This window comes from Ruegeria atlantica, assembly GCF_947495585.1.
In the GTDB taxonomy this organism is placed as follows: Bacteria; Pseudomonadota; Alphaproteobacteria; order Rhodobacterales; family Rhodobacteraceae; genus Ruegeria; species Ruegeria atlantica_G.
The window spans coordinates 20,506-45,324 of sequence record NZ_CANLZK010000001.1; the positions used below are offsets into that span (position 1 = coordinate 20,506).

Here is a 24,819-nt window from a genome sequence, read left to right on the forward strand (position 1 = left end):
GTCAGAGCATCCAGCATCGGGGTAAAGTGTCTTTGTTCAGTCGGCGTAGAACTGGTATCAGCGTTCGCCGCAGAGCAAAGCTGTTGTCCGCCAGAATGCGAATGACCAATAGGTCTTTCCGGATCAGGGTTGCACCGGCGGTGTCCGGTAGCATTTCCCGGACAGGTTTCAGATGACCTTCGGCGGAACTCGACGCTAAGACGATTAGCGCCATCGCCCCTGCGCCGTTCGCAATATGCGGCTTGGACAAATGCGTATGCCAATCACCTGAGAACCTGATCGCCTCGAGAAACACTGGCGTGTCCTCGCGGCGAATCTCGATTCTATCGCGCAAGCGGATGCCGGTCAGCGTCTCGCCCATGGCAATGCGCCCAAAGACCAGCGGCTCGACCATCAGCATTTCAGCATCAAGCCCCATGTCGATCCTGAGGCGTCGGTCCAAAGCACTGCCGTTGTACAGGATGGTTTCCTGCGGCAGCCAGTTCAGCCGGGCGCCATCCTCAACCGTCAAATGGTTTGTAATCTGGCCCCATTCTTTGGGCTGGGCTTTGTAGGCGCGCTCACAGGCTTGTGTCGTCAAAGTCAGCGCCGTGCTTTTTGCTGCCTTGCAAGAAAATCGGAATGAATCGCCTCCGGTCACGCCGCCCGCCGTGTTCAGAAGAACCGCATCAAGATCAGGTGTGATCGTTCTGGGGAACAGGCATTTAAAGGACCCAGACTGGCGAAATCTGTCCAGCACAGTTCTGTTGCCCAATTGCTTGGTGCTTAAGCTGACAGTGCCTGCAGCACGTGGCGGTACCGCGCTGTGCGTGGGCAATATGGCTGCAACTTGTGTAATAGGACACCTTTAGCGCGTCGTTTGGTGCCACCTGTTTCTCTATTGAAGTGTCGGAACACTAATCTGCAGTGTCGGAATCTGCTTATTTCCACATCGTGTGTCTAAATTTTAGACAGAAACCTCCGACTTAGATGAAAAAATATGCGCTTCTCGCCGATTTCCAAAATTGGGCTAAAGGTAAGTTGCCAACCTTGCTGCAATGCAGAAACCGTATGGGTACCACCGCGGAGATGACCCGGGGGTGTGTGACGGCTGCGCGAATTGGACCTCGAACACAACCGCCACACGGAACGCAACAACAGTTGCGGGGATCAGGTAGAAGAAGAGTGTGCCTTTGCGCAAGCCCTCTCTCCCGGCCCCGCCAGGAGGATTACATGAAATCGCTCAAATCCACGCTCGCCGGATCGGTTGTCTTTGCTGCCATAGCCACCGCTGCCTTGTCTGCCGAAGACACGATCAAGGTCGGAGTGCTGCATTCGCTGTCGGGCACGATGGCAATCTCGGAGACTACTCTGAAAGACACCATGCTGATGCTGATCGACCAGCAAAACGCCAAAGGTGGTCTTTTGGGCAAGCAGCTTGAGGCCGTTGTTGTGGATCCCGCATCGGATTGGCCGCTGTTCGCGGAAAAAGCGCGTGAGTTGCTGACCGTCCACGAGGTGGATGTGATCTTTGGCAACTGGACTTCGGTCAGCCGCAAATCAGTACTGCCTGTGATCGAAGAGCTGAATGGTTTGCTGTTCTATCCGGTTCAGTATGAGGGCGAAGAAAGCTCTAAAAATGTCTTTTACACCGGTGCGGCCCCGAACCAGCAGGCGATCCCAGCGACCGATTATTTCCTGGAGGAACTGGGGGTTGAGAAGTTCGCTCTGCTCGGGACGGACTATGTCTATCCCAGGACCACCAACAATATTTTGGAAAGCTACCTTAAGCAAAAGGGTATCGCGGACGCGGATATCTTCGTCAACTACACCCCCTTTGGCCATTCTGACTGGTCCAAGATCGTATCTGACGTCGTCGCACTGGGCGAAGATGGCAAAAAGGTTGGTGTGATCTCGACCATCAACGGAGACGCCAACATTGGTTTCTATAAAGAACTGGCCGCAGCTGGTGTTTCGGCAGATGACATTCCTGTCGTGGCCTTTTCGGTTGGTGAGGAAGAACTGTCCGGCCTGGATACGGCGAACCTCGTCGGTCACTTAGCGGCTTGGAATTATTTCCAGTCGGCGGATACTGATGTGAATGCCGAATTTGTCGAAACCTGGAAAGCCACCATGGGTGACGAACGGGTGACCAACGATCCTATGGAGGCGCATTTCATCGGCTTCAACATGTGGGTGAATGCCGCGACCGAAGCCGGCTCGACCGAAGTAGACGCTGTGCGCGCCGCCATGTACGGGCAGGAATTCCCGAACCTGACCGGAGGTACTGCTGTGATGTTGCCGAACCACCATCTGGCTAAGCCGGTTCTGATTGGTGAGATTCAGGAAGACGGCCAGTTCGACATCATCAGCGAAACGGACGTTGTGCCGGGCGATGCATGGACCGACTTCCTGCCTGAATCCGCAGTGCTGAAATCGGATTGGAAAGATCTCGGCTGCGGTATGTACAACACTGAGACCGAGAGCTGCGTTCAGACTTTGTCGAATTACTAAATCGTACGCAAGGCGGGTGTGATCGCCCGCCTTGCCCAAAGACACGCGGGTTTCACCACATGTTAAGACTTTTCCTTGCGGGCCTGGCAATTCTCTTCGCCTGCCTGAACGCCAACGCGCAAGACGGTGGCCTGCAGCCGATCTTGCAGGATCATCAGGAGATCATTGTCAAAAGTTCGCGCAAGACGATCAAACCGGCGATTGATGCGCTTGCCGCCAGTGGGCTGCCGCAAGCGCAGGTGATGCTTGAGACATGGGTCGCCAAAGACATGTGGATGCGCAAGTCTGACGGTCTGTTCTTTGGCGGAACAAAGGCCGAAGGGCGGTTGTACCAACTGACCGATTTCGACACGGGTGAAGTGGTCGGCACGTTTGAGAAATCCGACCTGAAGCAATTGAAACCCAACAGCGGTGTCCGCGCTATGATCGGGACAGCTCTGGTGCAGTTTCAGTTGACCGACACGGATCGAAAGAAGCGCCTAGCCGCACTAAAGTCCATTCAACGTGATCCCGAAGGTGCACTGCTCGAACCTCTTCGTGCCTCGATCGAGGATGAGCCAGATGTGGATTTGAAGGCCCAGAAGCAACGGCTCGAACGGCTGCTGACTATTGGATATGACGAAGACGTTGCGGCCCGCGTGGCTGCAATTGAAGAAATGTCGAACGATCTGGGTGTCGACGTCCGCGCGGCGCTGAACCCGCTAGTGGCTACCTCACGGAAGACCGCTGCGGACCTGCCATCGGATGTTAACGTCGCCATCATTTTGGAACCTGGTTCAGAGGCCTTGTCGCGGGATGACGCATACCACCTCTTGGTCGCGAGTGACTTGGCTGCGCCCCATGTGTTGCCTGATGACATCCGCCTGGCTTTGGCTGCGAACATTGACGGTGGTCGCGTAGGGGGTGTCCCGGTCGCGCAACTGAACGAGAATACTGCGCGCGCACAAGCCTACAGCACTCTGGCCGAAGCCGGAATCGTGCCTGCGTTGGTAACTGAGGCCGATATCGACATGGCGCTGGGTGCGCATGTGTTCTTTGAGACTTATGCCGAGCCGTCCGTCGAAGTAACCACCGCTGCCGAAAAAGCGCTAAAGAAGATCGAACTGAAAGTTGGCCTAAACCAAACGCTCGACCTGACGTTGGATGCGGTCTCTCTGGCCTCGATTTATTTCCTAGCCGCAATTGGTTTGGCCATCACTTTCGGAGTGATGGGTGTAATCAACATGGCCCATGGCGAATTTATCATGATGGGCGCCTATACGGGCTATGTCGTTCAGCAGTACGTCCCCGACCATACGGTATCGATCATCGTTGCCATCCCAATGGCTTTCGCCGTCACGTTTGCCATGGGCGTCGCCATGGAGCGCCTGGTTATCCGTTGGCTTTATGCCCGCCCGTTGGAAACACTGCTGGCGACCTTTGGTATCTCGATTGCCTTGCAGCAACTGGCGAAGAACATCTTTGGTACACAGGCCCGCCCTCTGACTGCTCCGGGCTGGCTGGACGGTGCCTGGGTGATGAACGATGTGGTTTCGATCAGCTATATCCGCATTGCGATCTTCGTGCTGGCGCTGATTTTTCTGGGGCTGTTCCTTTACATCATGAAACGGACAAGGCTGGGGCTTGAGATGCGAGCGGTCACGCAGAACCCGCGCATGGCGGGGTCGATGGGGATCAATCCGGGGAGGGTGAATATGCTGACATTTGGTCTGGGTTCTGGCATTGCCGGGATTGCCGGGGTCGCAATTGGCTTGTTCGCCAAAGTCACGTCGGATCTGGGCAACGACTACATTGTGCAAAGTTTCATGACCGTAGTTGTCGGTGGTGTCGGCAACATCTGGGGGGCGCTGGCAGGCGCGGGGATGATCGGGTTCCTGCAAAAAGGGATCGAGTGGATGAACCCGTCGAACACCCTCGCGGCGCAAACCTACATGATCATCTTCATCATCATTTTCATCCAATTTCGACCACGAGGCATTGTTGCCCTCAAAGGTCGCGCGGCGGGGGATTGAGTTATGGAACGTAGTTTTGTTGCTAAGAACCCATCTGTGCTGGTCTTTCTGGCCATCCTGTCGCTGTTCACGCTGGGTGTAACTGTCCTGTCCGAAGGGTTCGGGATCGGTGTGATCTCAACCAGTTTCGTCAAAACGCTGGGCAAGACTCTGTGCCTTTGTTTGATCGCGGTCGCGATGGATCTTGTTTGGGGTTTCACCGGCATTCTATCACTAGGTCATTTCGCTTTCTTCGGGCTCGGTGGCTATATGATCGGCATGTGGCTGATGTACGAACGCACCCGGCTGATCGTGGCCGAGTCATTGTCACAAGCTGACATCCCGCCAACGCCTGCCGAAGTTGTGGACGCCATCGGCACTCAGATTTTCGGCGTAGTCGGATCATCCGAATTCCCGCTGATCTGGGCGTTTTCGCACAGCTTGACGCTGCAGTTGATACTGGTCGTCGTGGTGCCTGGCCTGCTGGCGCTGATCTTTGGCTGGCTGGCCTTCCGCAGTCGAGTAACGGGCGTCTATCTGTCGATCCTGACGCAAGCCATGACGCTGGCTCTGGCTTTGTATCTGTTTCAGAACGACAGCGGGCTGCGCGGCAACAATGGCTTGTCCGGCCTGCAGAACCTGCCCGGTGTCACTGTCTCTCAAGACGTTGTTTCGCTCTGGTTCCTATGGGCTTCGGCTTTTGCGTTGGGACTGGGTTACATGCTGGCGGCATGGATCGTGTCGGGCAAGTTCGGCTCGGTCCTGCGTGGCATTCGAGACAACGAGGCGCGGGTTCGGTTCCTCGGCTATTCGGTCGAAGCCTACAAGTTGGCTGTCTTCACCCTGACGGCTTGCATCGCCGCAATCGCGGGTGCGCTATATTATCCGCAGGCTGGCATTATCAACCCCGAGGAGATGGCCCCCATCGCCTCAATCTATCTGGCCGTCTGGGTCGCCATCGGCGGGCGGGGCCGCTTGTACGGCGCGGTGATTGGCGCAGCTTTTGTCAGCCTGCTGAGCACTTGGTTCACGGGCGGGCAGGCCCCGGATATCCCGCTTGGCTTTTACACGATCAAATGGGTCGACTGGTGGCAAGTTCTGCTGGGTGTGTCGTTTGTGCTGGTCACGCTGTTTGCTCCGCAAGGTATCGGAGGGTTGTTCGACTTGTATACCAACCAGCGTCATCCCGATCGGCATGGTGCCAATCTGGGACCCGATGAAGGCGCTTTGCGTGAGAAAGAGGCTAGCCTATGAGCACCTTGTTAGAGGTAAGTGGCGTATCGGTTACCTTCGACGGGTTCCGCGCCATCAACAACCTGTCCTTCCAGATTGGTGACGCAGAGCTACGTTCCGTGATTGGCCCGAATGGGGCCGGCAAGACTACGTTTATGGACATCATCACCGGCAAGACCCGACCAGATGAGGGGCGGGTCATATGGGGTGAAAAGTCCGTATCTTTGTTGGATATGACCGAGGCAAAAATCGCGCAGGCGGGAATCGGGCGGAAGTTTCAGAAGCCTACGGTTTTTGAGGATCAGTCCGTGCGCGATAATCTACTAATGGCGCTAAAGAAAAATCGTGGCTGGGTTGGCGTACTGCTTTACCGTCCGTCCAAAAGTGATTTGCAGAAGGTCGAAGACCTGGCCACCGAAATTGGGCTGTATCAGGAACTGAGCCGGAAGTCAGGTGAACTGAGCCACGGGCAAAAGCAATGGTTGGAAATTGGCATGCTGCTTGCGCAGGACCCACGTCTGCTGTTGGTCGACGAACCCGCCGCTGGCATGACCCCGCAAGAGCGCGAACATACCACAGACTTGCTGGTTCAAGCTGCAAAGACCCGCGCGGTTGTGGTCGTTGAACATGATATGGAATTTGTCAGGCGCCTGAACTGCAAAGTCACGGTTTTGCATGAAGGATCCGTGTTAGCCGAGGGCAGTCTTGATCACGTGACATCAAATCAGGACGTCATCGACGTCTATCTGGGGCGCTAGAAAATGTTGAAGCTGACCGATCTGACTTTGCACTATGGGCACTCGAAAATTCTCAACGGGATTTCCATGGAAGCTTTACAGGGTGAAGTAACGTGCGTCATGGGGACCAACGGTGTCGGAAAAACCAGTCTGATGAAAGCAATCTCAGGAGCGCATCCCCGTTCCGGTGGCGAACTGGAGCTTGACGGAAAGAAAATGGGTATTTTGCCTGCTCATCAGATGGCCTGGAAAGGTGTGGCATATGTCCCCCAAGGTCGCGAAATATTCCCATTGCTCACGGTTCGAGAAAATTTGGAAACAGGCTTCTCCTGTCTGCCTGCCAGCGAACATTTCCTTCCAGATGATATTTTTGATATGTTCCCGGTCCTCAAAAGAATGCAGAACCGGCGCGGGGGCGACCTTTCCGGCGGGCAGCAGCAACAGTTGGCCATCGCGCGTGCACTGATCACAAGACCGCGCCTGCTGCTGCTGGATGAGCCCACCGAAGGTATTCAGCCGAACATAATCCAACAGATTGGCGAAGTGATCCGGCACCTCAGAAAGACGAGCGGAATGGCAATTGTCTTAGTCGAGCAATATTTCGACTTCGCATATGATCTTGCTGACAGGTTTGTTGTGTTGCGACGTGGAGAAATCTTGGTCAAAGGCACACGAGATGACCTGACGCGTGATCAAGTGTTGCAGGCCGTAACAGTTTAGCACTGTTCCGTGTAGTTGGCTTCGGTATGGGTGCATCAAACCTAAATCATGTCCTGCATTAATCCTCGTGATATGGTTTGATCCTCCAGAAACGTTCCATTTGCAAAATGCCTGCTGTCTGAAATACTGTTGTTCCATACCTTTTGTCTCGATCTGTGATCACCATCGGTTGCTTCGCGATGGTCTTGTTGAAGCAGAAATCAGACTGCAACCTCGGCAACGCATTAGCTTGGGGCGGAGACATCGGCTTCATACGGCGGGTAGGTATCGGAGATTCCTCGTTAACTAACGGCGATCTTAGACCGAGCGTGCCTTTCAAGCACCGAATGATACCGCGATCTGGGTTTCAATCGTTGCCTTGACGTGACATGAAATAAGCTAACGGTATCTGCGCCAAGCCATGATTTATAGAGCAAAGGAACAACTCATGACCTCAGCCAAACCAAATGTCGGCGCGCAAATCGAGCAAATGAGTTTTTTTAGGCTTGGGTCTGAGGACAAGGTTACGATCGGTCAACAAAAAGACCGCTGGACCATGTTGTTTGTTTATCGTGGCAAGCATTGTCCTCGCTGCAAGCGCTTCTTGAACAAGTTGAATGCGGCGCTGTCAGCATGGGCTGACGTTATGGACGTTATCGTTGTCTCTGCCGACACCAAAGAAAAAGCTGCGGCGGACAAAGCAGAATTTGGCTGGGATTTTGATCTTTGTTATGGAATGACCGAAGCGCAAATGCGCTCGCTTGGTCTTTATGTGTCATCACCTCTGTCTGATGCAGAAACAACAGGTCTATTCGCCGAACCTGGTGCGTTTGGTATCCGTCCGAACGGGGCGCTGATGCTGGTCGATATCTCAAACGCCCCGGCGGCACGCCCCGATTTGGAAGAGCTTTTGGACGGCATGAAATTCAATATCGATAATGACCGTCCGGAACGAGGAACAGCCTGAGACCACCAGATCGCCCGGCCTCGGTTACTCGAAGTAGCCGGGGTGCGTTTTGTGAATGAATTCGATGGTTTCGTCGAGGCGGGACAGATGCTTTCTGACAGAGGCTTGCGCTTGATCATGGTCTCCTGCCGCCATGGCCTGTGCAATCTCTCGGTGATCGGCGAGGATGGCGTCTGCGGCACTGCCCTTTTCAAGACTGAGCATACAAAGCCGGTCTACCTTTTGCTTGGATTCTAGCATTACATCAAATGCCATCGGATTGCCGCTGAGCACGTAGATCAGTTTGTGAAAATCATAGTCCAGCGCGTGAAACGCCGATAGATCACCGTCACTGATCGCCTGCTCTTGTAAGGCGAGGTTTTCTGCAAGCTTTGCTTCACGTGTTGCGTCCCAGACTTCCATTGCTCGATGGATGATCTCCAGCTCCACCGCCATTCGAACCAATCGAGCGAGAGCCACACGCTCCATCGAAAATCCCCGAACTACGGTCGCCTTTTGTGGTCGAATTACGAGCAGATCTTCGTTGCCGAGCCTTGTGAATGCGTTGCGAACAGGTTGGCGTGATACGCCGAATCGGCTCGCAACCTCAGATTCGGAAAGCTTCGTACCGGGAAGAATTTCAAGCGAAACGATCTCGTCGTGTAGCGCTTCATAGACCGCATCGGTTGTGGTTCGTCTGACAAAATCTTCCACGGTGTGTTGCTTGCGCCCTCTATCTTGGTCACGTATTCAAAATACCGGTTCATAATTAATGCATTGAAATCAATATGATATTTTATTGACTTCTGCTTGGGTGAACCAATGTATGCCTTTCACCTATCAAATGCCCTGCGCTTTCGACTGTCAAGCAATCTGACATACTAGATGCTCACCGTTGACAGAACTTGGATACTAGTGTCCCTATAGTGACAGCAGCGATTCTGGTTCTTGGGGGAAATCGAAAGCTATGTTGCTTACGGTCTCTGAATTTCCATGAAAGCCAAATCCTGTCCAAAATTAATCGGGGAGGAGAACCCATGACTTTCACGAAATCGTTCTTTGCGACTGCGACCGCTGTGGCATTCATTGCAACGTCTGCTTCAGCCGACAACTGGCGCGCCTGGAACATCCACAACGACGGCCATCCCAACACGGCTGCGATGGACAAGTTTGCCGAACTGGTTGACGCTGCTACAGACGGCGAGGTTACCGTCGATGTATTCCACGGTGGTGTTCTGGGCTCCCAACCGGATGCCCTTGAACAGGTTCGAATCGGCGCAATCGAGGTCGGTAACTTCAACCTCGGTCCCATTGGCCCAATGGTGAAAGAAGCTAACCTTGTATCGCTTCCTTTCATCTTCAAAGATGTGCCACACATGTTCCGCGTGCTGGACGGCGACGCCGGTGAGGTTGTTTCAGCTGCGATGGGTGAAGCAGGCGTACTGCCACTGGCATGGTTCGATGCCGGTGCGCGTTCCTTCTACAGCCAAAAGCCGATCAACACGCCCGCAGATGTCGAAGGTCTGAAAATCCGTGTGATGAACAACGATCTTTATACATCGATGATTTCAGCTATGGGCGGGAACCCGTCTCCAATGGCTTTTTCCGAAGTTCAGCAAGCGCTGAAAACCGGCGTTGTTGATGGTGCGGAAAACAACTTCCCGTCGTTCAAAAATGTCGGTCACTATGAAGTGACCACAAATTATTCTTTGTCCGAGCACCTTATTATCCCCGAATGCATCTGCGTGAACACGGCCAAATTCAATGCGCTGTCTCCTGAGCTGCAGGCCGCTGTGCGCGGTGCAGCAGAGGAAGCCGCACTGGTCCAGCGTGAGCTTTGGGCAGTTGGCTCTGAGCAAGCGCGTAAAGATGTTGAAGCGGCTGGCATCACGGTCAACGAAATCGCTGACAAAAGCCCATTCCAGTCCGCAATGGATTCGGTTTATGCAGACTACTTGGCTGCAAATCCTGACATGAAAGCGTTGGTGGAAATGGCGCAAGCCACTGAATAAGTTGTCGTAACAGTCCAACTTTGAGCGCCCGGCTCCACCAATTGGATGCCGGGCGTTTTGTCTCAGAGGAATCCCAATGCAAGAGCCCGATACCCCACCTGCCGCCATGCGCAACATGGACAGGATTCTTGATCTGCTTGCACGAGCTTGCATGTTGCTGTCTGGCGTCGCCATTGTTGTTATGACAGCGATCTTTGCCTGGCTGGTATTTGGCCGCTACGTTCTGAACAACACGCCCACGTGGGTCGAGCAGGTTTCACTGCTGTTGGTCATGGTCATCGCGTTCCTCGGTGCGGCCGCGGGCGTGCACAATCACACGCACCTCTCTGTTGTCGTGTTCCGCAATATAGTTCCGCCCTCTGTGCGAACGGTTTTTGTCGTGGTCTCTGATGTCCTGATGGCAGGTTTCGGTGGCATGATGTTTTGGTACGGAATCGAGTTGACCAAATTCAAATGGAACACCCTGATCCCGCTCATCCAATGGTCAGAGGGCTTGCGTTCCTTGCCACTGACAATCAGCGGCGCGTTGGTGTTCCTTTTTTCCACTGGCCATCTGATCCGCCTGTTTCTGGGCCGAGACGAACGCCAAGACAACATAGATCAGGGATAGTCATGGGACTCATGATTCTGTTGGGGGTTTTTGCCCTATGTGTCATCATAGGCGCTCCAGTGGCATACGCCCTTGGTATCGCTGCATTGGCTTCTTTTTGGTTTGAAGGATTGCCGCTGTTTGTTGGATTCCAGCGTATCGTGTCGGGGATCAACGTCTTTTCCCTAATGGCAATCCCGTTCTTCATCTTTGCGGGCGAGCTGATGTTTCACGGTGGTATCGCGATCCGGTTGGTTCGGTTCGCGCAGGCCGCCGTAGGCGCTGTGCGCGGTGGGCTTGGCATCGTCAATGTCTTCTCGTCCATGTTGTTTGGTGGCATTTCCGGATCGGCAATTGCCGATATCTCGGCGCTTGGGTCGATCCTGATCCCGGTGATGAAAGACAAAGGTTATGATGCCGACTATGCGGTGAACGTTACAGTGACGTCATCAATTGCCGGGATCATCATTCCGCCCAGCCACAACATGATCATCTTTGCCCTTGCAACAGGCGGTGCTGTTTCAATCTCAAAACTGTTTCTGGCTGGCGTTGTGCCCGGCGTCCTTATGTGTTGCTGCCTTGCAATTGCAGCGTACGTCGTAGCGGTCAAGCGTGGCTACCAGGCCGAGCAGTTTCCAGGTTGGACCGCACTTGCCATTGCTTTTGTGGGTTCGATTCCGGGTCTATTGACGGCCGTGATTATTGTCGGAGGGGTCTTGTCAGGCGTCTTTACGGTGACTGAATCCGGCGCATTCGGGGCAATGTATGCCTTTGTCGTGACGCTTGTTGTCTATCGTAGCCTGTCCTGGGAAAACTTTAAAACTGCCGTTATCTCTTCGGTGCGCACAACTTCTATGGTGATGATCTTGATCGCCTGTGCCGGTGCTTTTGCCTATATGCTGACGTTCAACCGGGTGCCGACGAAAACGGTCGAATTCCTATTGGGTATCACAGAAAACCCGATCCTGATCTTGTTAATGATCAATGCTGTCCTGTTGCTTTTGGGGATGATCATGGACATGGCCGCGCTCATCCTTATCTGCACGCCGATCTTCTTGCCGGTGATGAACATGCTGGGTATCGACCCGCTACAGTTCGGTATGATCCTTTTGGTGAACCTAGGTCTTGGTCTTTGCACGCCACCTGTCGGGACCTGTCTCTTTGTGGGATGTGCGGTTGGGAAACTACCGATGGAGAAGGCGGTCAAAACGATTTGGCCTTTCTACCTCGCAATTTTTGCAGCGCTCATGCTGATCACTTTCGTGCCGGCAATTTCACTGACGCTGCCGAACCTGATCATTGGCCCGTAAATCAAAGGAGAATTTGGCGATGCTGACAATAAAACGCCTGGACATCGATGACGCGGGCAAATTGATCGCAGGAGCGCGAGCAAAAGCGCAGGAAATCGGCGTGCCGATGTGTATTGCCGTCACAGACGAAAGCGGCAACCTCATCGCGTTTGAGCGGATGGACGGCGGCAAGATCACCAGCATCAACCTAGCCATCGACAAGAGCTTCACCGCAACCGGCATCCAAAAAGGTACGGACGTTCTTGGTGAAGCTAATCAGCCGGGTATGGCCGCACATGGAATATCTTCATCGTTGGGAGGGCGCATGGTGACCGTTGCAGGTGGCCTCCCTGTGACGATTGATGGGCAGGTGGTTGGCGGGATCGGAGTGAGCTCGGGTTCACCAGCCCAGGACCTCGAAGTCGCGCAGGCAGCGGTCACGGCGCTCTGCGAAGTCTAATCAGAAAGAGTGTAAGGAGTCAGATATGACAAAACCCGTCATCGGTTTCATCGGCCTCGGTCTCATGGGCGGCAACATGGCAGAATGCCTGCAAAACAACGGTTTCGATCTGGTTGTCATGGGTCGCAACAGGGAAGCAGTGGCCGCCACAGTCAACCGCGGCGCTGTAGAGGTTAAGACGCCACGAGAGCTTGCTGAAAGCAGCGATATCGTGATGCTTTGTGTAACAACATCGGATGTCGTCGAAAGCCTGATCTACGGCGATGACGGCATCCTGGCAGGCATCAAGGACGGTGCCGTGGTCATTGACTTTGGCACCTCGATCCCGGCGTCCACTCGCAAAATTGGCGCTGATTTGGCCGGCAAAGGTGCCGGTATGGTTGACGCACCGCTGGGACGCACGCCCGCGCACGCCAAGGATGGTTTATTGAACATCATGGCGGCGGGGGATATCGACACCTTTGAGAAGGTGAAACCTGTTCTGGATGTACTGGGTGAAAATGTCTTTCACCTCGGCGAACTGGGTGCTGGCCACGTGACCAAACTCATCAACAATTTCATGGGCATGACCACTGCTTGCACAATGAGCCAGGCGTTTGCCGTGGCTGATCGCGCGGGGATCAACAAGCAACAACTATTCGACATCATGTCAGCTGGTCCGTCCAATTCGCCATTCATGGGCTTTTGCAAGAATTACGCGGTGGATGGCGTCAGTGATCTTGGGTTCTCGATCAACAATGCCAACAAGGATCTCGGTTATTTTCTGAAGATGGCCGCAGACATGGGCACGCGGGCCGAGATTGCCGAAGGCACTGCGCACAACTTACAAGCCGCGGTCGACGCAGGCATTGGGGATGGCAACGTGCCAGAAATTTTTGACTATTTCGTCAAGCTCTAACGCTAGGCACAGCAACAGTCCAAGGTAGAAAGTTTCGAAGCACTATTTGGGCGGAAAAGAACGATCATGAAACTTCAGGGAAAGACCGCAATTGTCACGGGTGGTGGCCGCGATATCGGGCGCGCCTGCGCTGTCAAACTCGCCTCCGAAGGGGTGAATGTCGCGGTGAACTACTTTGTCAGTAGTGCCGGCGCCGAGGAAACCGTAGCCGAGATCAAAAAGATCGGTGGACAGGCGTTTGCAATGCAAGGCGACCTGAACAAACCCGAAGAGGTCGATGCGTTGATCGCCAAGACGGTCGATACCTATGGCAGCCTGGACATTCTGGTGAACAATGCCGGAGGTTTGATCGCGCGCAAGAAAATCGCCGAGATGTCGCTTGAGCATTGGCAGGCTGTCATGGATCTCAACCTGACCAGCACGTTTCTAATGGTCAAAGCGGCACTGCTGCATATGAAATCCGGGGCCATTGTAAACATCGCCAGTCAGGCGGGTCACGACGGTGGTGGCCCGGGTGCGTCGGCTTATGCAACGTCAAAAGGCGGGGTCATGACGCTCACCCGTAGTCTTGCAAAAGAACTGGGTCCTGATATCCGTGTCAACGCAATCTGCCCAGGCATGATCGACACGGATTTCCATAACATCCATACTCCCGATGCAGGCCGTCGGGGGCTAGAAGCTGCTGCGCCGCTCAAGCGGCAAGGCCAGTCTCAGGACGTTGCGAACCTCGTGGCGTTTCTGGCAAGCGAGGACTCGGCTTATCTGACCGGGACCAATGTCGATATCAATGGTGGGATGCTGTTCTCGTGACCACTGCAGAACAGGTTACCTAATTGTCGAACGCTACCGTTTGTCAAACTTCGAAGTACTGGAAACCGGAATATGCGAATTCTCGCGATAGGTGAATGCATGGCCGAAATGGCCCCAACTGACGCGCCAAGCACGTATCAAATGGGGTTCGCCGGAGACACGTTCAATACAGCTTGGTATCTGGCCCAACTCACACCCGAAACGCCCTTGTCCTATTTTACCGCCGTCGGAAATGATGCCATCTCGTCCCGGATGCTGGATTCGATGCGCGAAAGCGGGGTCAACACCCAGCAGGTGCGGATCGTGCCAAACCGTTCAGTGGGGTTGTATCTTATCACGCTAAACAACGGTGAACGCAGTTTTACCTATTGGCGCGGCCAGTCGGCCGCACGCCTATTGGCCCAAGACAAGCAAGCACTTGCCCACGCCATGACGCAATCAGATCTCATCTATTTCTCGGGCATCACTCTGGCAATCTTGAACCCTGAAGGGCGCGCCGCCTTGCTCGACGTTGTTCAGTCAGCGCGACGCGCCGGAAAACGGATTGCCTTCGACCCCAATCTGCGCCCGCATCTTTGGGACAGCCCCTCTGAGATGACCGAGAACATCATGCAAGCGGCCGCCGTTAGCGATATCGCTTTGCCATCGTTCGAGGACGAGGCACGTTGGTTCAGCGACAAGGACCCCGCGGCCACTTTGCAGCGCTATGCAAGGGCGGGCGCGGAAACTATCGTTGTCAAGAATGGTGCAGAAACGGTCCTTTATCGTACCGGCGGCGCAGAGGGCTCAGTCCATGTTCCGCCTCTGGCCTCGGTTGTGGATACGACTGCTGCAGGCGACAGTTTCAACGCTGGCATTCTGGCAGGGCTAGCAACGGATACACCCTTGCCTGACAGCATAGCGCTGGCCTGCAAACTTGCAGGGCATGTCGTGCAAGGCAAAGGTGCACTTGTTCCCATCAACCAAAGCCTGCTCGACAGTTGTCTACAGCATTAGCAGAAGGATCCAACCCTTGCCGAACCCTCAGCCTGCCGAAACGATCAAACTGCATCCGGATACGCTTGATCGCTTGTCAAAGGTCAACACAGCGACTGTGGCCACGCTGCTTTACAAACGCGGTTATCAAAACGCCTATGTTCAAGGCGTTGCCCCATTGGGCAAGGGCAAGCCCACTCTTGTGGGCCCGGCTTTTACACTGCGCTACATTCCTGCACGGCCAGACACCGACCTGATCGAGGCGTTTCGTGAGCCAGATCACCCGCAGCGCGTGGCCGTGGAAACATGTCCTGAACGCGCAGTATTGGTAATGGATTGTCGGCAGGACGCCACGGCGGCCTCGGCAGGTTCGATCCTTTTAACGCGACTGGAAATGCGCGGAGCAGCGGGCGTTGTCACGGATGGTGGAATTCGCGACGCCGACGGTGCCGCAGCACTTGAGATGCCAGTCTTTGCTGCAAAACCGTCTGCCCCAACCAACCTTACGAAACATCATGCGGTTGATATCGGCTTGCCAATCGGGTGTGGCGGCGTGGCGGTCTATCCCGGCGACATCGTTCTGGGTGACAGCGACGGTGTCATGATTATCCCACGTCACCTCGCCGATGACATTGCGATCGAGGCAGGCCCAATGGAGCTGTTCGAACGCTTCGTTCTGGAAGAGGTGCGAAAAAACACCCCCGTAATTGGACTTTATCCTGCAACCGACCCAGACGTTCTCGAGCGATTTGAGGTCTGGCGCGCGCGGCTCTCTGACTGATGTCTGAATCGCTGCCATGTAGGTTTTGTCAGAAGAACTTGGCCTGAGGCGGGCAGGGGGCATTCATAGCCTTTGTGGATGGAAAGACGATCACCATTTAAATGCTTCAAAGCCAGTCCCGAGATCATCCGCCTTGCGGTGATGCTGTACATCCGTTTCCCGCTCTCGCTTCGGAATGTCGAAGATCTGGTGCACGAGCGAGGCATCGACGTGAGCCACGAAACTGTTCGATTTTGGTGGCACAGGTTTGGCCCGATGTTTGCTGCTGATATAAGGCGGAAGCGTGTTCAGCTGCTGCGCGCGTTCTCCAAATGGAAGTGGCACGTTGACGAGGTTTTCGTGAAGGTAAATGGCAAGCGGCATTATATTTGGCGGGCCGTTTATCAGGAAGGCGAGGTACTGGAAGCAGTTGTCACCAAGCGCCGAAACAATGCTGCAGCATTGAAATTCCTCAAGAAATTGATGAAGCGACACGGCAAAGCGGTAAACGTCGTCATAGATCGCTTCGCCTCATACAGCGCTGGGCTCAGAGAGCTTGGCGTTACCGAAAAACAAAGGACGGGCAGGTGGCTCAACAACCGCGTTAAGAATTCGCACCTGCCGTTTCGACGACGCGAACGCGCAATGCAGCGGTTCAGGCGGGTGCGAAGTTTACAGACATTCGCCTCCGTCCATTCCTCCGTCTACAACCACTTTAACAAGGAGCGATCTCACCAGCAGAGATACATTCAAGCTGACCCGCGCCGCCGCCCTTAGCGAGTGGCGTCAACTTTGTTCCGGATAGGTTCGTGGTTTCCGCGGCAAACTGAGGCTAGTTCGAATTAGTCGGAAAACATCTAGGGAAATCTGTTTTCGGTCGGGCGGGCAGCGCGACGCCATTGTTAGCGCCAGAAATCGGATCAATGACGGACGACGCCGCAGCTTAGGTTAAGAATTGCGTCCCTCGCGTGCTGATCCGATGCCAAGGATCAGGTCGGCGCATCGTTCGCCAAGCATCATGGCAGGTGCGTTTGTGTTGCCGGCGTTGATGTCGGGCACTGCGGACATGTCGCAAACCCGTAAGCTCTCGATCCCGCGCACACGCATTCTGGCGTCCAGCACTGCCATTCCGTCTCCGTCCCGGCCCATTTTGGCAGTGCCCGCCGGGTGATAGTTGGTTTTTACGAATCTCTTACAATGTGCTCGCAGCGTCTGGTCGTCGTCCGCTATTGGAATGACAATTTCGCGGATCCTTTGTGCGAGCGGGCCCGACGTGAATGCCCGACGAAAGAACCGCTGCCCCCGGATCATCTCTTGCATGTCGTCTTCATGCTTCAGAAGGTTGGGCGAAACCGCCGGCATAGCTTGAGGATCGGCCGAGCGAAGCCGAACCACTCCGCGTGATTTCGGTTTGACCACGACGGTCGTAACGGTCACGCCAAAGTCATCCTGCACCTCGTCCAGCGCGTCGCGATCCAGATATACGATGGGAACGCAAAAGGCTTGGATGGTTGGTTCTCCATTAGGAGCCGACGGATTGACGAACGCGCCGGCTTCGACCCCGGCCGAAGTCACCGGGCCGCTGCCGAACAGTTTGAACTGGATGCCGTTTCGAAGCATCCGCCAGCCCTCACCTTGTTTGAAATATCCGTATGGACCGTTGGCAAAGGCGGTGATGGGAACTTCGGGGTGATCCATCAGGTTCTGACCGACCCCGGGCAGTGGGCAGACCACGGGAATACCGTGTTCGGCAAGATGTGCACCCGGTCCGATACCCGACAGCATCAGGACTTTTGGCGTGACCAGAGCGCCCGCCGCAAGGACAACCTCACCATCACACTGGACGGTGTGGGACCCGCGTTTGTCGCGATACTGCACACCGACAGCCCTGTCGTTTTCGACAATGACTTTGCTGACCGTTGCGCCAAGCCGGATGATCAAGTTAGAGTTTGTCTCGAGAGGGTCGAGGAAAGCATAAGCTGACGAGCTGCGTTTTCCGGCGCGATTGGTGAACTGATAGAAACCGACACCGCGCTGTGTTACGCCGTTGAAGTCCGTGTTGAATGGTTCACCAAGGGCCTGCACCGACTGAACAAACCAACGGGACATTTCGTCGATATGCCCCGGATCCGAGACCTGCAGCGGACCGTTGCTGCCATGCAGGTCATTGTGAAGTCTGTTGTTGTCTTCCATCCTACGGAAATAGGGCAGCACATCGTCCCATCCCCAACCAACCCTGTCGTTGGTCTTTCGGAGCAGGTCGTTCCAAGCGTCATAGTCGGAAGGGCGACCGCGCATATAGACCTGCGCATTCACGGACGACCCGCCGCCAAGTACGTTGGCCTGCGGAATGTCATGCACGCGGCCGTCAAGGTGGTCCTGCGGTTCGGTCTGGTGATAGGTCATGAACTTGGACCCGTTGATCATCTTGAAGATACCCGGCGGCATGTCCAGCAACGGATGGCGGTGCGAATGCCCGGCCTCCAGCACCAGAACCCTGCACTTGCCCTGGTTGACCAGTCGCGCTGCAGCTGCGGCGCCGGCAGAGCCGCCGCCGATGACGATGTGATCGAAGGTTTCAGTCATGATTTCGCCTTCAGGTCCGGCGTTTGGGTTCGCTGATCGAGTCGCGCTCGACCAGTTCGCATTCAAGCTTCACGAGTGGGTGCCTCTGACCATCCGTCGGCCCGTGAAATAGCTGTTCGACGACCCAGCGTCCCATCGCCCGGGTGGGAAGGATCATCGAGGTCAGAGGCGGCGACAGGTGTCGCGCGGTTTCGTCATCGTCAAATCCGATGACCGAGATGTCCTCGGGGATGGACAGGCCAAGTTCCTTGAGCGCCTCATAGCAACCGATTGCCATGCGGTCATTCTGACAGAAAATGGCGGTTGGCGGAGAGGGCAGGTCCATCAATTCACGCGTGGCGGCATATCCGGCGCTGGGCAACCAATTGCCTTCGACAATCAAGTCCTCGTCGAACGGAATGTCGGCGGAAGCCAAGGCGTTTCTATACCCGGTCGTTCGTCCCGCGGCGCATTCCATGAACGGCTCGCCGGTGATAGTGGCGATCCGTTCGTGCCCGGCCTTGATCAGAGCGTTGGTCGCCGTATGTCCAGCAGCGACTTCGCCGGGGATCACCGCAGGAAAAGAGAGGTCGTCGCAAAAGCAGTTCAGCAGCAGAACCGGGGTTGCGGTCTGCGTGAGGATTTCCGGAACGACCACCCGCCGGGTGAAAACGGTCGCGTAAATGATGCCCGCAACCTGTTGGTCGAGGAAATATCGGAGCGTAGTGGGCTCGACCTCGGGGTCGTTTTGGGTTTCTGCCAGCAATACAAGATTTCCGGTGTCCCGAACGGCCTGTTTCACGCCGTTAAACGCGTTTACCATTTCGGGGCTCGACGCCAGATCGTCCACGACAAAAGCGATGGTGTCGTCTAGTGCCGAGGGTCGGCGCGCGCTGTCTTGGGGTTTCCTGAGTTGAGAGGGCATGGCGTATCCAAGCGTGTTGGCGGCATCCAGGACTCGTTGCTTTGTGTCCTCGGAGATTTTGACGGAATCGTTCTTGTTCAGAACCAGCGATACTGTCGTTTGTGAGCATCCGGCGACGCGTGCAATGTCGTGCATCGTTATGCGCTGGCGGCCCGCGACTCGTCCTACACCCCTGTGTTGCCCGGCCTTGTTCGCTTGATCGTTCATCGCTCAACCTTTTTGTTCGTATCCTTTTTATCGACTATGCGGAGGGCGCGCAACTAATATTAGTGGATAGTAATTAATATTAGTGTTGACGAGATAATACTATTAGTGTTTTGATCGATGATGCGGTCGCCATTGTGGTTTGACCGAGTAAGCGCGGGAGGTGAAATTGCGGTCTGTAGTAGGGGAGCTGGGTCAAGTCGTTCGGCATTCGATGTTCATCGATGGCCGCTTTGTCGACTTTGACGCGGACACGGTTGTTGTCGAAAACCCTGCAAATGAAGAGATCGTTGCGCTGGTTCCAGATGGTGCCGCCGCTCACGCGGATGCGTCTGTCGAGGCGGCCCATCGGGCTTTTGGCTCGTGGTCCTCGCGCCCGGCGATCGAGCGGGCTCGGCTGGTCCTGAGGCTCGCTGAGGCCGTCCGGGTCGACGCCGGTCGTTTGGCTGCTCTGATCACCGCCGAGCAGGGCAAGCCGATCTCGCAAGCCCGAGGTGAAGTGGATGCTGCCGTCACCTTTCTTTGCCATGCGGCTGAAGAGGCCCGGAGGATTTCGGGTGACATAGTTGCATCGGACAACGAGTCCGAGGAAATCCAGATCCGGCGTCATCCTTATGGCGTTGTTGTTGCGTTGACGGCCTGGAACTATCCGTTGGCATTGGCCGCCAGGAAGGTCGGACCCGCGCTGGTCGCGGGCAACACCGTTGTTCTGTTGGGGCACGAAATCACGCCGCTGTCCGGTCTTGCAGTCGCCGAGCTTGCCAACAAGGTCGGGTTTCCGCCCGGTGTTCTTAATGTTCTGACAGGCAAGGGGCCGGTGGTAGGGCAGCGGTTGGTCGAACACCCCGATACGTCACTGATCACAATGACCGGCAGCACACGCGCCGGGAAAGAGATTTTTCGCGCTGCGGCCAATCGGATCAAGGTTGTCCGGCTCGAGCTTGGCGGTAAGGCTCCGTTCATCGTGATGGAGGATGCGGATATTGATGCCGCCGTTTCGGCCGCCATTGCCGCCCGGTTTACCAATTGCGGCCAGATTTGCACCTGCAACGAGCGTATGTATCTGCATCGCGGCATTGCGGATCAGTTCCTGGAAAAATTCGTGTCCGCGGCCCGCGCTTTGTCGATCGGGGATCCGATGGACGACTGTGATTTGGGTCCCAAAGTCAGCAAGGCCGAAGTGACCAAGGTCGCCGAGATCATCCAGCGCAGCATCGCCGAAGGCGCCACGGTTCATCTTGCAGGCGGGCCCCTGACGGATGGGGTGCATCATATGGGGCATTGGATGTCCCCGACGGTTCTTGAGGTCTCAGACAACGGCAATGCCGCGATGCAAGAGGAGGTCTTTGGCCCCGTGGCGACAGCAATGCGAGTCGATGATTTTGATCAGGCGATAGACGCAGCGAATGACACATCATTCGGGCTGTCTGCCTATCTCTTTACGGCATCGCACCGGCGATTGATGGAGGCCCCGAGCCGTTTGAAGTTCGGCGAATTGTACCTGAACCGCTCCAATGGCGAGGCCGTGCAGGGATTTCATACCGGTTGGGGTATGTCCGGTGTTGGGGGTGAAGACGGCGCTTATGGCTTCGATGGCTATCTGAGGAAACAGACGACTTACATGAATTGGGCATGACCTAAAACTCGCGGTCAAAACGGAGGCGACCGCACCAATGGAGGAGGAATAACCATGAAACGCAGAACTCTTTTGATCTCGACGGTTGTCGCGGGTGCGCTGTTGGGCACGACTGCGATAGCGCAGGATCTGCCACAGCTTGAGCAGAAGGAGCGCTACAAAGTCGGCTTTGCACAGATGGAGTCGAACAATCCGTGGCGCATTGCCGAGACCAAATCGTTCCATGACACGGCCGAGGCCTGCGGCTGGGACCTTATCGCGACGGATGCAGCTGGATCTGCGGCCAAGCAGGTTGCGGATGTGGACAGCATGATCGCACAAGGCATCGACGTTCTGTTTCTGCCTCCAAGGGAAGAAAAGCCACTGATTCCGGCCGTTATGAAAGCACGCGCCGCCGGCATTCCGACTTTTCTCGTGGACCGCTCGGTTGATCCGGCCGTCGCCAAGCCAGGCGAGCATTTCGTAGCATTCCTGGGATCGGACTTCATTGATCAGGGCAACCGGGCCGCGCAATGGCTGATGGAAAATTTCGACGGCGACAAGGGCGTCATCGTCCAGTTGGAAGGCACAACTGGTTCTTCACCTGCAAATGACCGTAAAAAGGGTTTCGACGACGCGATCGCAGCGGACGACCGCTTTGAGATCGTGGCTTCTCAGACCGGTGACTTTGCGCGCGACCTGGGTCGTCAGGTGATGGAAACCCTGCTGCAGGCGCACCCCGACGTGAACGTGGTCTACGCCCACAATGACGAGATGGCGATCGGCGCGATCCAGGCTCTGGAATTGGCCGGCCGCAAGCCTGGCGAGGATGTGACCATCGTTTCGATCGACGGGACACGCGATGCGCTTCAGGCCATCATCGATGGCAAGATGGGGGTCACGGTGGAAAGCTCGCCCTTCTTCGGTCCTCTGGCTTGTGAAGTCATGAAGAAATACGCGGCTGGTGAGACGATCCCGGAATGGGTGAAGGTCGAAGACCGCATCTTTACCAAGGACAATGCGGCCGATCACATCGACGAAGCCTATTGATTCTCCCTGGTGGGTGGTGCTGGCTTGTGGTCGGCGCCGCCTGCAAGCAATCGGAGGAAGACATCTCATGAATGCGCTCGTCTCGATGTCGGGAATTGAAAAATCCTTTGCCGGTGTACCGGCACTGAGCCAGGCCGGGCTGGAGATCGCACCTGGCGAGGTTCATGCGCTGATCGGCCAGAACGGTGCCGGCAAATCAACGATGATCAAGGTTCTGACCGGAGTTTACGATCGAGATGCTGGCAACGTCCATCTGGCGGGTGGACCAAGTCGCATTTGCACCCCGCGCGAAGCGCAGGAATCCGGAATTGCCACGATCTATCAAGAACTCAATCTGGTACCGCTGCGGTCAGTGACCGAGAACATCATCATGGGGTACGAGCCCAAACGTCTCGGCTTTCTGGTCGACTGGCGCGAGGGCAACAAGCGCGCACGCGAGGTTCTTGCGCGCTTTGGTATAGATATCGACGTGACCGAGCCGCTGGGAAATTTCTCGACAGCGATCCAGCAGTTGGTTGCGATTGCGCGGGCCGTTTCGCTGGACGCGAAACTTGTCATCATGGACGAGCCCACGTCGTCGCTGGATGCCAGCGAAGTCGAGGTTCTGTTCGGTGTGGTGCGCGAGTTGAAGAAACAGGGCGTTTCAGTTCTGTATGTCTCGCATTTCCTCGATGAGCTGTTCCAGATCTGCGATCGGGTCACAACGATGCGAGACGGGCGCACCGTCAGCACGCGCAACGTCCAGAACACGACCAAACTGGAAATGATCGCGGACATGCTGGGCCGCAACATGGATGAGATCGCGGCAGACGGACTCACGGACTTTGCAGGTGCCAAAGCTAAGAAAGGCGATATCGTTTTGCAAGCGGACTCTGTTTCTACAGGCCCGCGACTGACGCATTTTGACCTCACGCTCCACCGCGGGGAAATCGTTGGGCTGGGCGGGTTGCTTGGCTCTGGCCGGACCGAGGCGGCGCGCGCTTTGTTCGGAGTGGACGGGGCCCGCAGCGGCGCAATCGAGTTGCACGGCGCGATAAAGCAACCCTCCGGACCGGGTGACGCGATCGCAAACGGGGTTGGCTTTCTGACCGAAGATCGCAAAGCCGAAGGGATCGTTCCAGACATGTCCGTGCGTGAGAATATGACGCTGGCCCTGCTGCCGAAACTAGCCAGCCGTGGCCAAATCGACTTTGCCCGCGAGCGCGAGATCGTTCAGACCTTCATCGAGGGTCTGGGTATCAAGGCGGCGCATATGGACCAACCCATTCGCGAGTTGTCCGGCGGCAACCAGCAGAAGGTGCTGCTTGCCCGTTGGCTGGCGACGCAGCCCGACATCCTGATACTCGATGAGCCGACCCGAGGCGTGGATGTCGGCGCCAAGCGAGAGATCCAATCGTTCATTCGGTCTTACGTCGAGAAGGGGTTTGGCGTGGTCCTCATCAGTTCAGAATTCGAAGAACTGGTAGAAGGCGCCGACCGCATCGTGGTCATGCACGAGGGGCGCTCGGTCAAGGAACTGACCAACCCCGGGATTACCGAGAACATACTGGTGCGCGCGCTTGCGCATCATGAAGGAGGATCTGGTTCATGGACCGAGCAATGAAGTTGCCGCAACGGGTCGCCTCAATGCCCCTCCGCTTTCACGGCGGCATCGCCGCGTTGGTCGCCTTATTGGTGTTCAACGCGTTTTTCACCCCCAATTTCCTGCAACTGCAAACATTGTTCGTGAATATCAGCCAGGTTGCCACGATCGCCATCGTGGCCATGGGCATGACGCTGGTGATCGCCACGGGTGGTATCGATCTTTCGGTCGGTGCGGTCATGGCACTGGCGGGGGCAGTTGCTCCGCTGATTTTCCTGTCGGATCTGGGCGATGCCTATCCGATGCTGGGCGTCACTTTGGCCATTGTCCTACCGCTGTTTATCGCCGGGCTATGCGGGGTGTTCAACGGTGTGATGGTTGCCGTGTTGAATGTGCAACCCATTATTGCGACGCTCATTCTCTTTATCTCGGGTCGCGGTATTGCCCAAGTCTTGACGAACGGGAACCTGCAGACGTTTTCCAACCCTTCATTCAGTTATTTTGGAACCGGCAAAGTGCTTGGCTTGCCGTTCCAAGGGTGGCTGGCGCTGGTCATTGCCTGTGTTCTGTTTTGGGTTATCACCAGAACCACTTGGGGTCGTTACCTGCTGGCCATCGGCGGCAATGAACGCGCGGCCTATCTGTCGGGCGGTCCCGTCCGGCGGGTCAAGATTGGGGCCTATGTCATCTGCGCCGTGCTTGCGGGTCTGGCGGGGCTGATCGTCGTTGCTATCAACTCGGCTTCGGACGCGGCGCGCAACGGCAATCTTATGGAGCTTGATGCCATCGCGGCCGCGGTTGTTGGCGGGGCTCTTTTGCAAGGCGGGCGGGCGCCGATCTTTGGTGCCATACTGGGAGCCGTCATCATTCAATTGGTCAAATATACGTTGTTGGCCAACGGAGTAGAGGACGAAGTTGCACTAATCGCCAAAGCCGTCATCATTATCCTGGCCGTTTGGGTCCAGCAATTCCGGAGGGCATGATTG

22 protein-coding genes and 1 pseudogene are annotated in these 24,819 nt (G+C 55.7%); 19 read left to right on the forward strand and 4 right to left on the reverse strand.

Features of this window, described 5'->3' with window-relative positions; translation table 11 throughout:
- Window position 1: 1 nt before the first annotated feature.
- Window positions 2-739 (reverse strand): urease accessory protein UreD, encoded by a 738-nt coding sequence (locus QMP16_RS00130; protein ID WP_282150765.1) that lies wholly within the window; start codon window positions 737-739, stop codon window positions 2-4.
- Window positions 740-1,212: 473 nt separating this feature from the next.
- Between QMP16_RS00130 and urtA the strand changes: the two genes are divergently transcribed.
- The 6 genes from urtA (at window position 1,213) to QMP16_RS00160 (ending at window position 8,120) form a co-directional block, all read left to right on the forward strand.
- The gene (gene urtA / locus QMP16_RS00135; protein ID WP_108862010.1) at window positions 1,213-2,493 is read left to right on the forward strand and encodes an urea ABC transporter substrate-binding protein; all 1,281 of its coding nucleotides are present in this window, start codon (window positions 1,213-1,215) and stop codon (window positions 2,491-2,493) included.
- Between the two features lie 59 nt (window positions 2,494-2,552).
- Window positions 2,553-4,505, forward strand: coding sequence for an urea ABC transporter permease subunit UrtB (urtB, locus tag QMP16_RS00140; RefSeq protein WP_282150766.1), 1,953 nt, complete (start codon window positions 2,553-2,555; stop codon window positions 4,503-4,505).
- A 3-nt stretch (window positions 4,506-4,508) separates the two neighbouring features.
- Window positions 4,509-5,738 carry an urea ABC transporter permease subunit UrtC gene (gene urtC / locus QMP16_RS00145; RefSeq protein WP_282150767.1) on the forward strand — a complete coding sequence of 410 codons (1,230 nt, stop codon included), beginning with the start codon at window positions 4,509-4,511 and terminating at the stop codon, window positions 5,736-5,738.
- Window positions 5,735-6,475, forward strand: coding sequence for an urea ABC transporter ATP-binding protein UrtD (gene urtD / locus QMP16_RS00150; RefSeq protein WP_282118839.1), 741 nt, complete (start codon window positions 5,735-5,737; stop codon window positions 6,473-6,475). The genes urtC and urtD overlap by 4 nt, the downstream gene beginning before the upstream one ends.
- A gap of 3 nt (window positions 6,476-6,478) precedes the next feature.
- Window positions 6,479-7,174, forward strand: coding sequence for an urea ABC transporter ATP-binding subunit UrtE (urtE, locus tag QMP16_RS00155; protein ID WP_282150768.1), 696 nt, complete (start codon window positions 6,479-6,481; stop codon window positions 7,172-7,174).
- Window positions 7,175-7,601: 427 nt separating this feature from the next.
- Window positions 7,602-8,120, forward strand: coding sequence for a redoxin domain-containing protein (locus QMP16_RS00160; RefSeq protein WP_282150769.1), 519 nt, complete (start codon window positions 7,602-7,604; stop codon window positions 8,118-8,120).
- Window positions 8,121-8,144: 24 nt separating this feature from the next.
- Here the strand turns inward: QMP16_RS00160 and QMP16_RS00165 are convergent, their stop codons facing one another.
- A complete protein-coding gene (locus tag QMP16_RS00165) occupies window positions 8,145-8,813 on the reverse strand; it encodes a GntR family transcriptional regulator (RefSeq protein WP_282150770.1) in 669 nt (222 codons plus the stop codon).
- Between the two features lie 323 nt (window positions 8,814-9,136).
- On the opposite strand from QMP16_RS00165, the gene QMP16_RS00170 reads away from it, so the two are divergent.
- From QMP16_RS00170 to QMP16_RS00210, 9 genes and pseudogenes are all read left to right on the forward strand, one after another.
- The gene (locus QMP16_RS00170; protein WP_282150771.1) at window positions 9,137-10,111 is read left to right on the forward strand and encodes a TRAP transporter substrate-binding protein; all 975 of its coding nucleotides are present in this window, start codon (window positions 9,137-9,139) and stop codon (window positions 10,109-10,111) included.
- Between the two features lie 76 nt (window positions 10,112-10,187).
- A complete protein-coding gene (locus QMP16_RS00175) occupies window positions 10,188-10,721 on the forward strand; it encodes a TRAP transporter small permease (RefSeq protein WP_058272446.1) in 534 nt (177 codons plus the stop codon).
- A 2-nt stretch (window positions 10,722-10,723) separates the two neighbouring features.
- Entirely contained in the window at window positions 10,724-12,010 is a 1,287-nt protein-coding gene (locus tag QMP16_RS00180) for a TRAP transporter large permease (protein ID WP_058272447.1), read from the forward strand.
- 19 nt (window positions 12,011-12,029) lie between these two features.
- Window positions 12,030-12,449 carry a GlcG/HbpS family heme-binding protein gene (locus tag QMP16_RS00185; protein ID WP_282150772.1) on the forward strand — a complete coding sequence of 140 codons (420 nt, stop codon included), beginning with the start codon at window positions 12,030-12,032 and terminating at the stop codon, window positions 12,447-12,449.
- A 25-nt stretch (window positions 12,450-12,474) separates the two neighbouring features.
- Entirely contained in the window at window positions 12,475-13,347 is an 873-nt protein-coding gene (locus QMP16_RS00190) for an NAD(P)-dependent oxidoreductase (RefSeq protein WP_282150773.1), read from the forward strand.
- 66 nt (window positions 13,348-13,413) lie between these two features.
- Window positions 13,414-14,157: an SDR family NAD(P)-dependent oxidoreductase gene (locus QMP16_RS00195; RefSeq protein WP_282150774.1), complete on the forward strand. Its 744-nt coding sequence runs from the start codon at window positions 13,414-13,416 to the stop codon at window positions 14,155-14,157.
- A 72-nt stretch (window positions 14,158-14,229) separates the two neighbouring features.
- Complete coding sequence (locus tag QMP16_RS00200; RefSeq protein WP_282150775.1) at window positions 14,230-15,153, forward strand: sugar kinase; 924 nt, start codon at window positions 14,230-14,232, stop codon at window positions 15,151-15,153.
- A gap of 16 nt (window positions 15,154-15,169) precedes the next feature.
- Window positions 15,170-15,913, forward strand: coding sequence for a ribonuclease activity regulator RraA (locus QMP16_RS00205; protein WP_282150776.1), 744 nt, complete (start codon window positions 15,170-15,172; stop codon window positions 15,911-15,913).
- A 78-nt stretch (window positions 15,914-15,991) separates the two neighbouring features.
- Window positions 15,992-16,697 (forward strand): annotated as a pseudogene (locus QMP16_RS00210) (IS6 family transposase).
- 143 nt (window positions 16,698-16,840) lie between these two features.
- Here the strand turns inward: QMP16_RS00210 and QMP16_RS00215 are convergent.
- Both QMP16_RS00215 and QMP16_RS00220 read right to left on the reverse strand, forming a co-directional pair.
- Window positions 16,841-18,478 (reverse strand): GMC family oxidoreductase, encoded by a 1,638-nt coding sequence (locus tag QMP16_RS00215; protein ID WP_282150777.1) that lies wholly within the window; start codon window positions 18,476-18,478, stop codon window positions 16,841-16,843.
- 10 nt (window positions 18,479-18,488) lie between these two features.
- Window positions 18,489-19,589: a LacI family DNA-binding transcriptional regulator gene (locus QMP16_RS00220; RefSeq protein WP_282150778.1), complete on the reverse strand. Its 1,101-nt coding sequence runs from the start codon at window positions 19,587-19,589 to the stop codon at window positions 18,489-18,491.
- 166 nt (window positions 19,590-19,755) lie between these two features.
- Here QMP16_RS00220 and QMP16_RS00225 point away from each other — a divergent pair, with 166 nt between their 5' ends.
- The 4 genes from QMP16_RS00225 (at window position 19,756) to QMP16_RS00240 (ending at window position 24,816) form a co-directional block, all read left to right on the forward strand.
- The gene (locus QMP16_RS00225) at window positions 19,756-21,222 is read left to right on the forward strand and encodes an aldehyde dehydrogenase family protein (protein ID WP_282150779.1); all 1,467 of its coding nucleotides are present in this window, start codon (window positions 19,756-19,758) and stop codon (window positions 21,220-21,222) included.
- A 54-nt stretch (window positions 21,223-21,276) separates the two neighbouring features.
- Complete coding sequence (locus QMP16_RS00230; protein ID WP_282150780.1) at window positions 21,277-22,251, forward strand: ABC transporter substrate-binding protein; 975 nt, start codon at window positions 21,277-21,279, stop codon at window positions 22,249-22,251.
- A gap of 67 nt (window positions 22,252-22,318) precedes the next feature.
- Complete coding sequence (locus QMP16_RS00235; RefSeq protein ID WP_282150781.1) at window positions 22,319-23,854, forward strand: sugar ABC transporter ATP-binding protein; 1,536 nt, start codon at window positions 22,319-22,321, stop codon at window positions 23,852-23,854.
- Complete coding sequence (locus QMP16_RS00240) at window positions 23,839-24,816, forward strand: ABC transporter permease (protein WP_282150782.1); 978 nt, start codon at window positions 23,839-23,841, stop codon at window positions 24,814-24,816. The genes QMP16_RS00235 and QMP16_RS00240 overlap by 16 nt, the downstream gene beginning before the upstream one ends.
- Window positions 24,817-24,819 lie beyond the last annotated feature (3 nt).

Excerpts from the sequence above, each read along its gene's own strand:
- urtA (WP_108862010.1), top strand. The coding sequence starts at position 1,213 with ATGAAATCGCTCAAATCCACGCTCGCCGGATCGGTTGTCTTTGCTGCC.
- urtB (WP_282150766.1), top strand. The coding sequence starts at position 2,553 with ATGTTAAGACTTTTCCTTGCGGGCCTGGCAATTCTCTTCGCCTGCCTG.
- urtC (WP_282150767.1), top strand. The coding sequence starts at position 4,509 with ATGGAACGTAGTTTTGTTGCTAAGAACCCATCTGTGCTGGTCTTTCTG.
- urtD (WP_282118839.1), top strand. The coding sequence starts at position 5,735 with ATGAGCACCTTGTTAGAGGTAAGTGGCGTATCGGTTACCTTCGACGGG.
- urtE (WP_282150768.1), top strand. The coding sequence starts at position 6,479 with ATGTTGAAGCTGACCGATCTGACTTTGCACTATGGGCACTCGAAAATT.
- QMP16_RS00160 (WP_282150769.1), top strand. The coding sequence starts at position 7,602 with ATGACCTCAGCCAAACCAAATGTCGGCGCGCAAATCGAGCAAATGAGT.
- QMP16_RS00170 (WP_282150771.1), top strand. The coding sequence starts at position 9,137 with ATGACTTTCACGAAATCGTTCTTTGCGACTGCGACCGCTGTGGCATTC.
- QMP16_RS00175 (WP_058272446.1), top strand. The coding sequence starts at position 10,188 with ATGCAAGAGCCCGATACCCCACCTGCCGCCATGCGCAACATGGACAGG.
- QMP16_RS00180 (WP_058272447.1), top strand. The coding sequence starts at position 10,724 with ATGGGACTCATGATTCTGTTGGGGGTTTTTGCCCTATGTGTCATCATA.
- QMP16_RS00185 (WP_282150772.1), top strand. The coding sequence starts at position 12,030 with ATGCTGACAATAAAACGCCTGGACATCGATGACGCGGGCAAATTGATC.
- QMP16_RS00190 (WP_282150773.1), top strand. The coding sequence starts at position 12,475 with ATGACAAAACCCGTCATCGGTTTCATCGGCCTCGGTCTCATGGGCGGC.
- QMP16_RS00195 (WP_282150774.1), top strand. The coding sequence starts at position 13,414 with ATGAAACTTCAGGGAAAGACCGCAATTGTCACGGGTGGTGGCCGCGAT.
- QMP16_RS00200 (WP_282150775.1), top strand. The coding sequence starts at position 14,230 with ATGCGAATTCTCGCGATAGGTGAATGCATGGCCGAAATGGCCCCAACT.
- QMP16_RS00215 (WP_282150777.1), bottom strand. The coding sequence starts at position 18,478 with ATGACTGAAACCTTCGATCACATCGTCATCGGCGGCGGCTCTGCCGGC.
- QMP16_RS00220 (WP_282150778.1), bottom strand. The coding sequence starts at position 19,589 with ATGAACGATCAAGCGAACAAGGCCGGGCAACACAGGGGTGTAGGACGA.
- QMP16_RS00230 (WP_282150780.1), top strand. The coding sequence starts at position 21,277 with ATGAAACGCAGAACTCTTTTGATCTCGACGGTTGTCGCGGGTGCGCTG.
- QMP16_RS00235 (WP_282150781.1), top strand. The coding sequence starts at position 22,319 with ATGAATGCGCTCGTCTCGATGTCGGGAATTGAAAAATCCTTTGCCGGT.
- QMP16_RS00240 (WP_282150782.1), top strand. The coding sequence starts at position 23,839 with ATGGACCGAGCAATGAAGTTGCCGCAACGGGTCGCCTCAATGCCCCTC.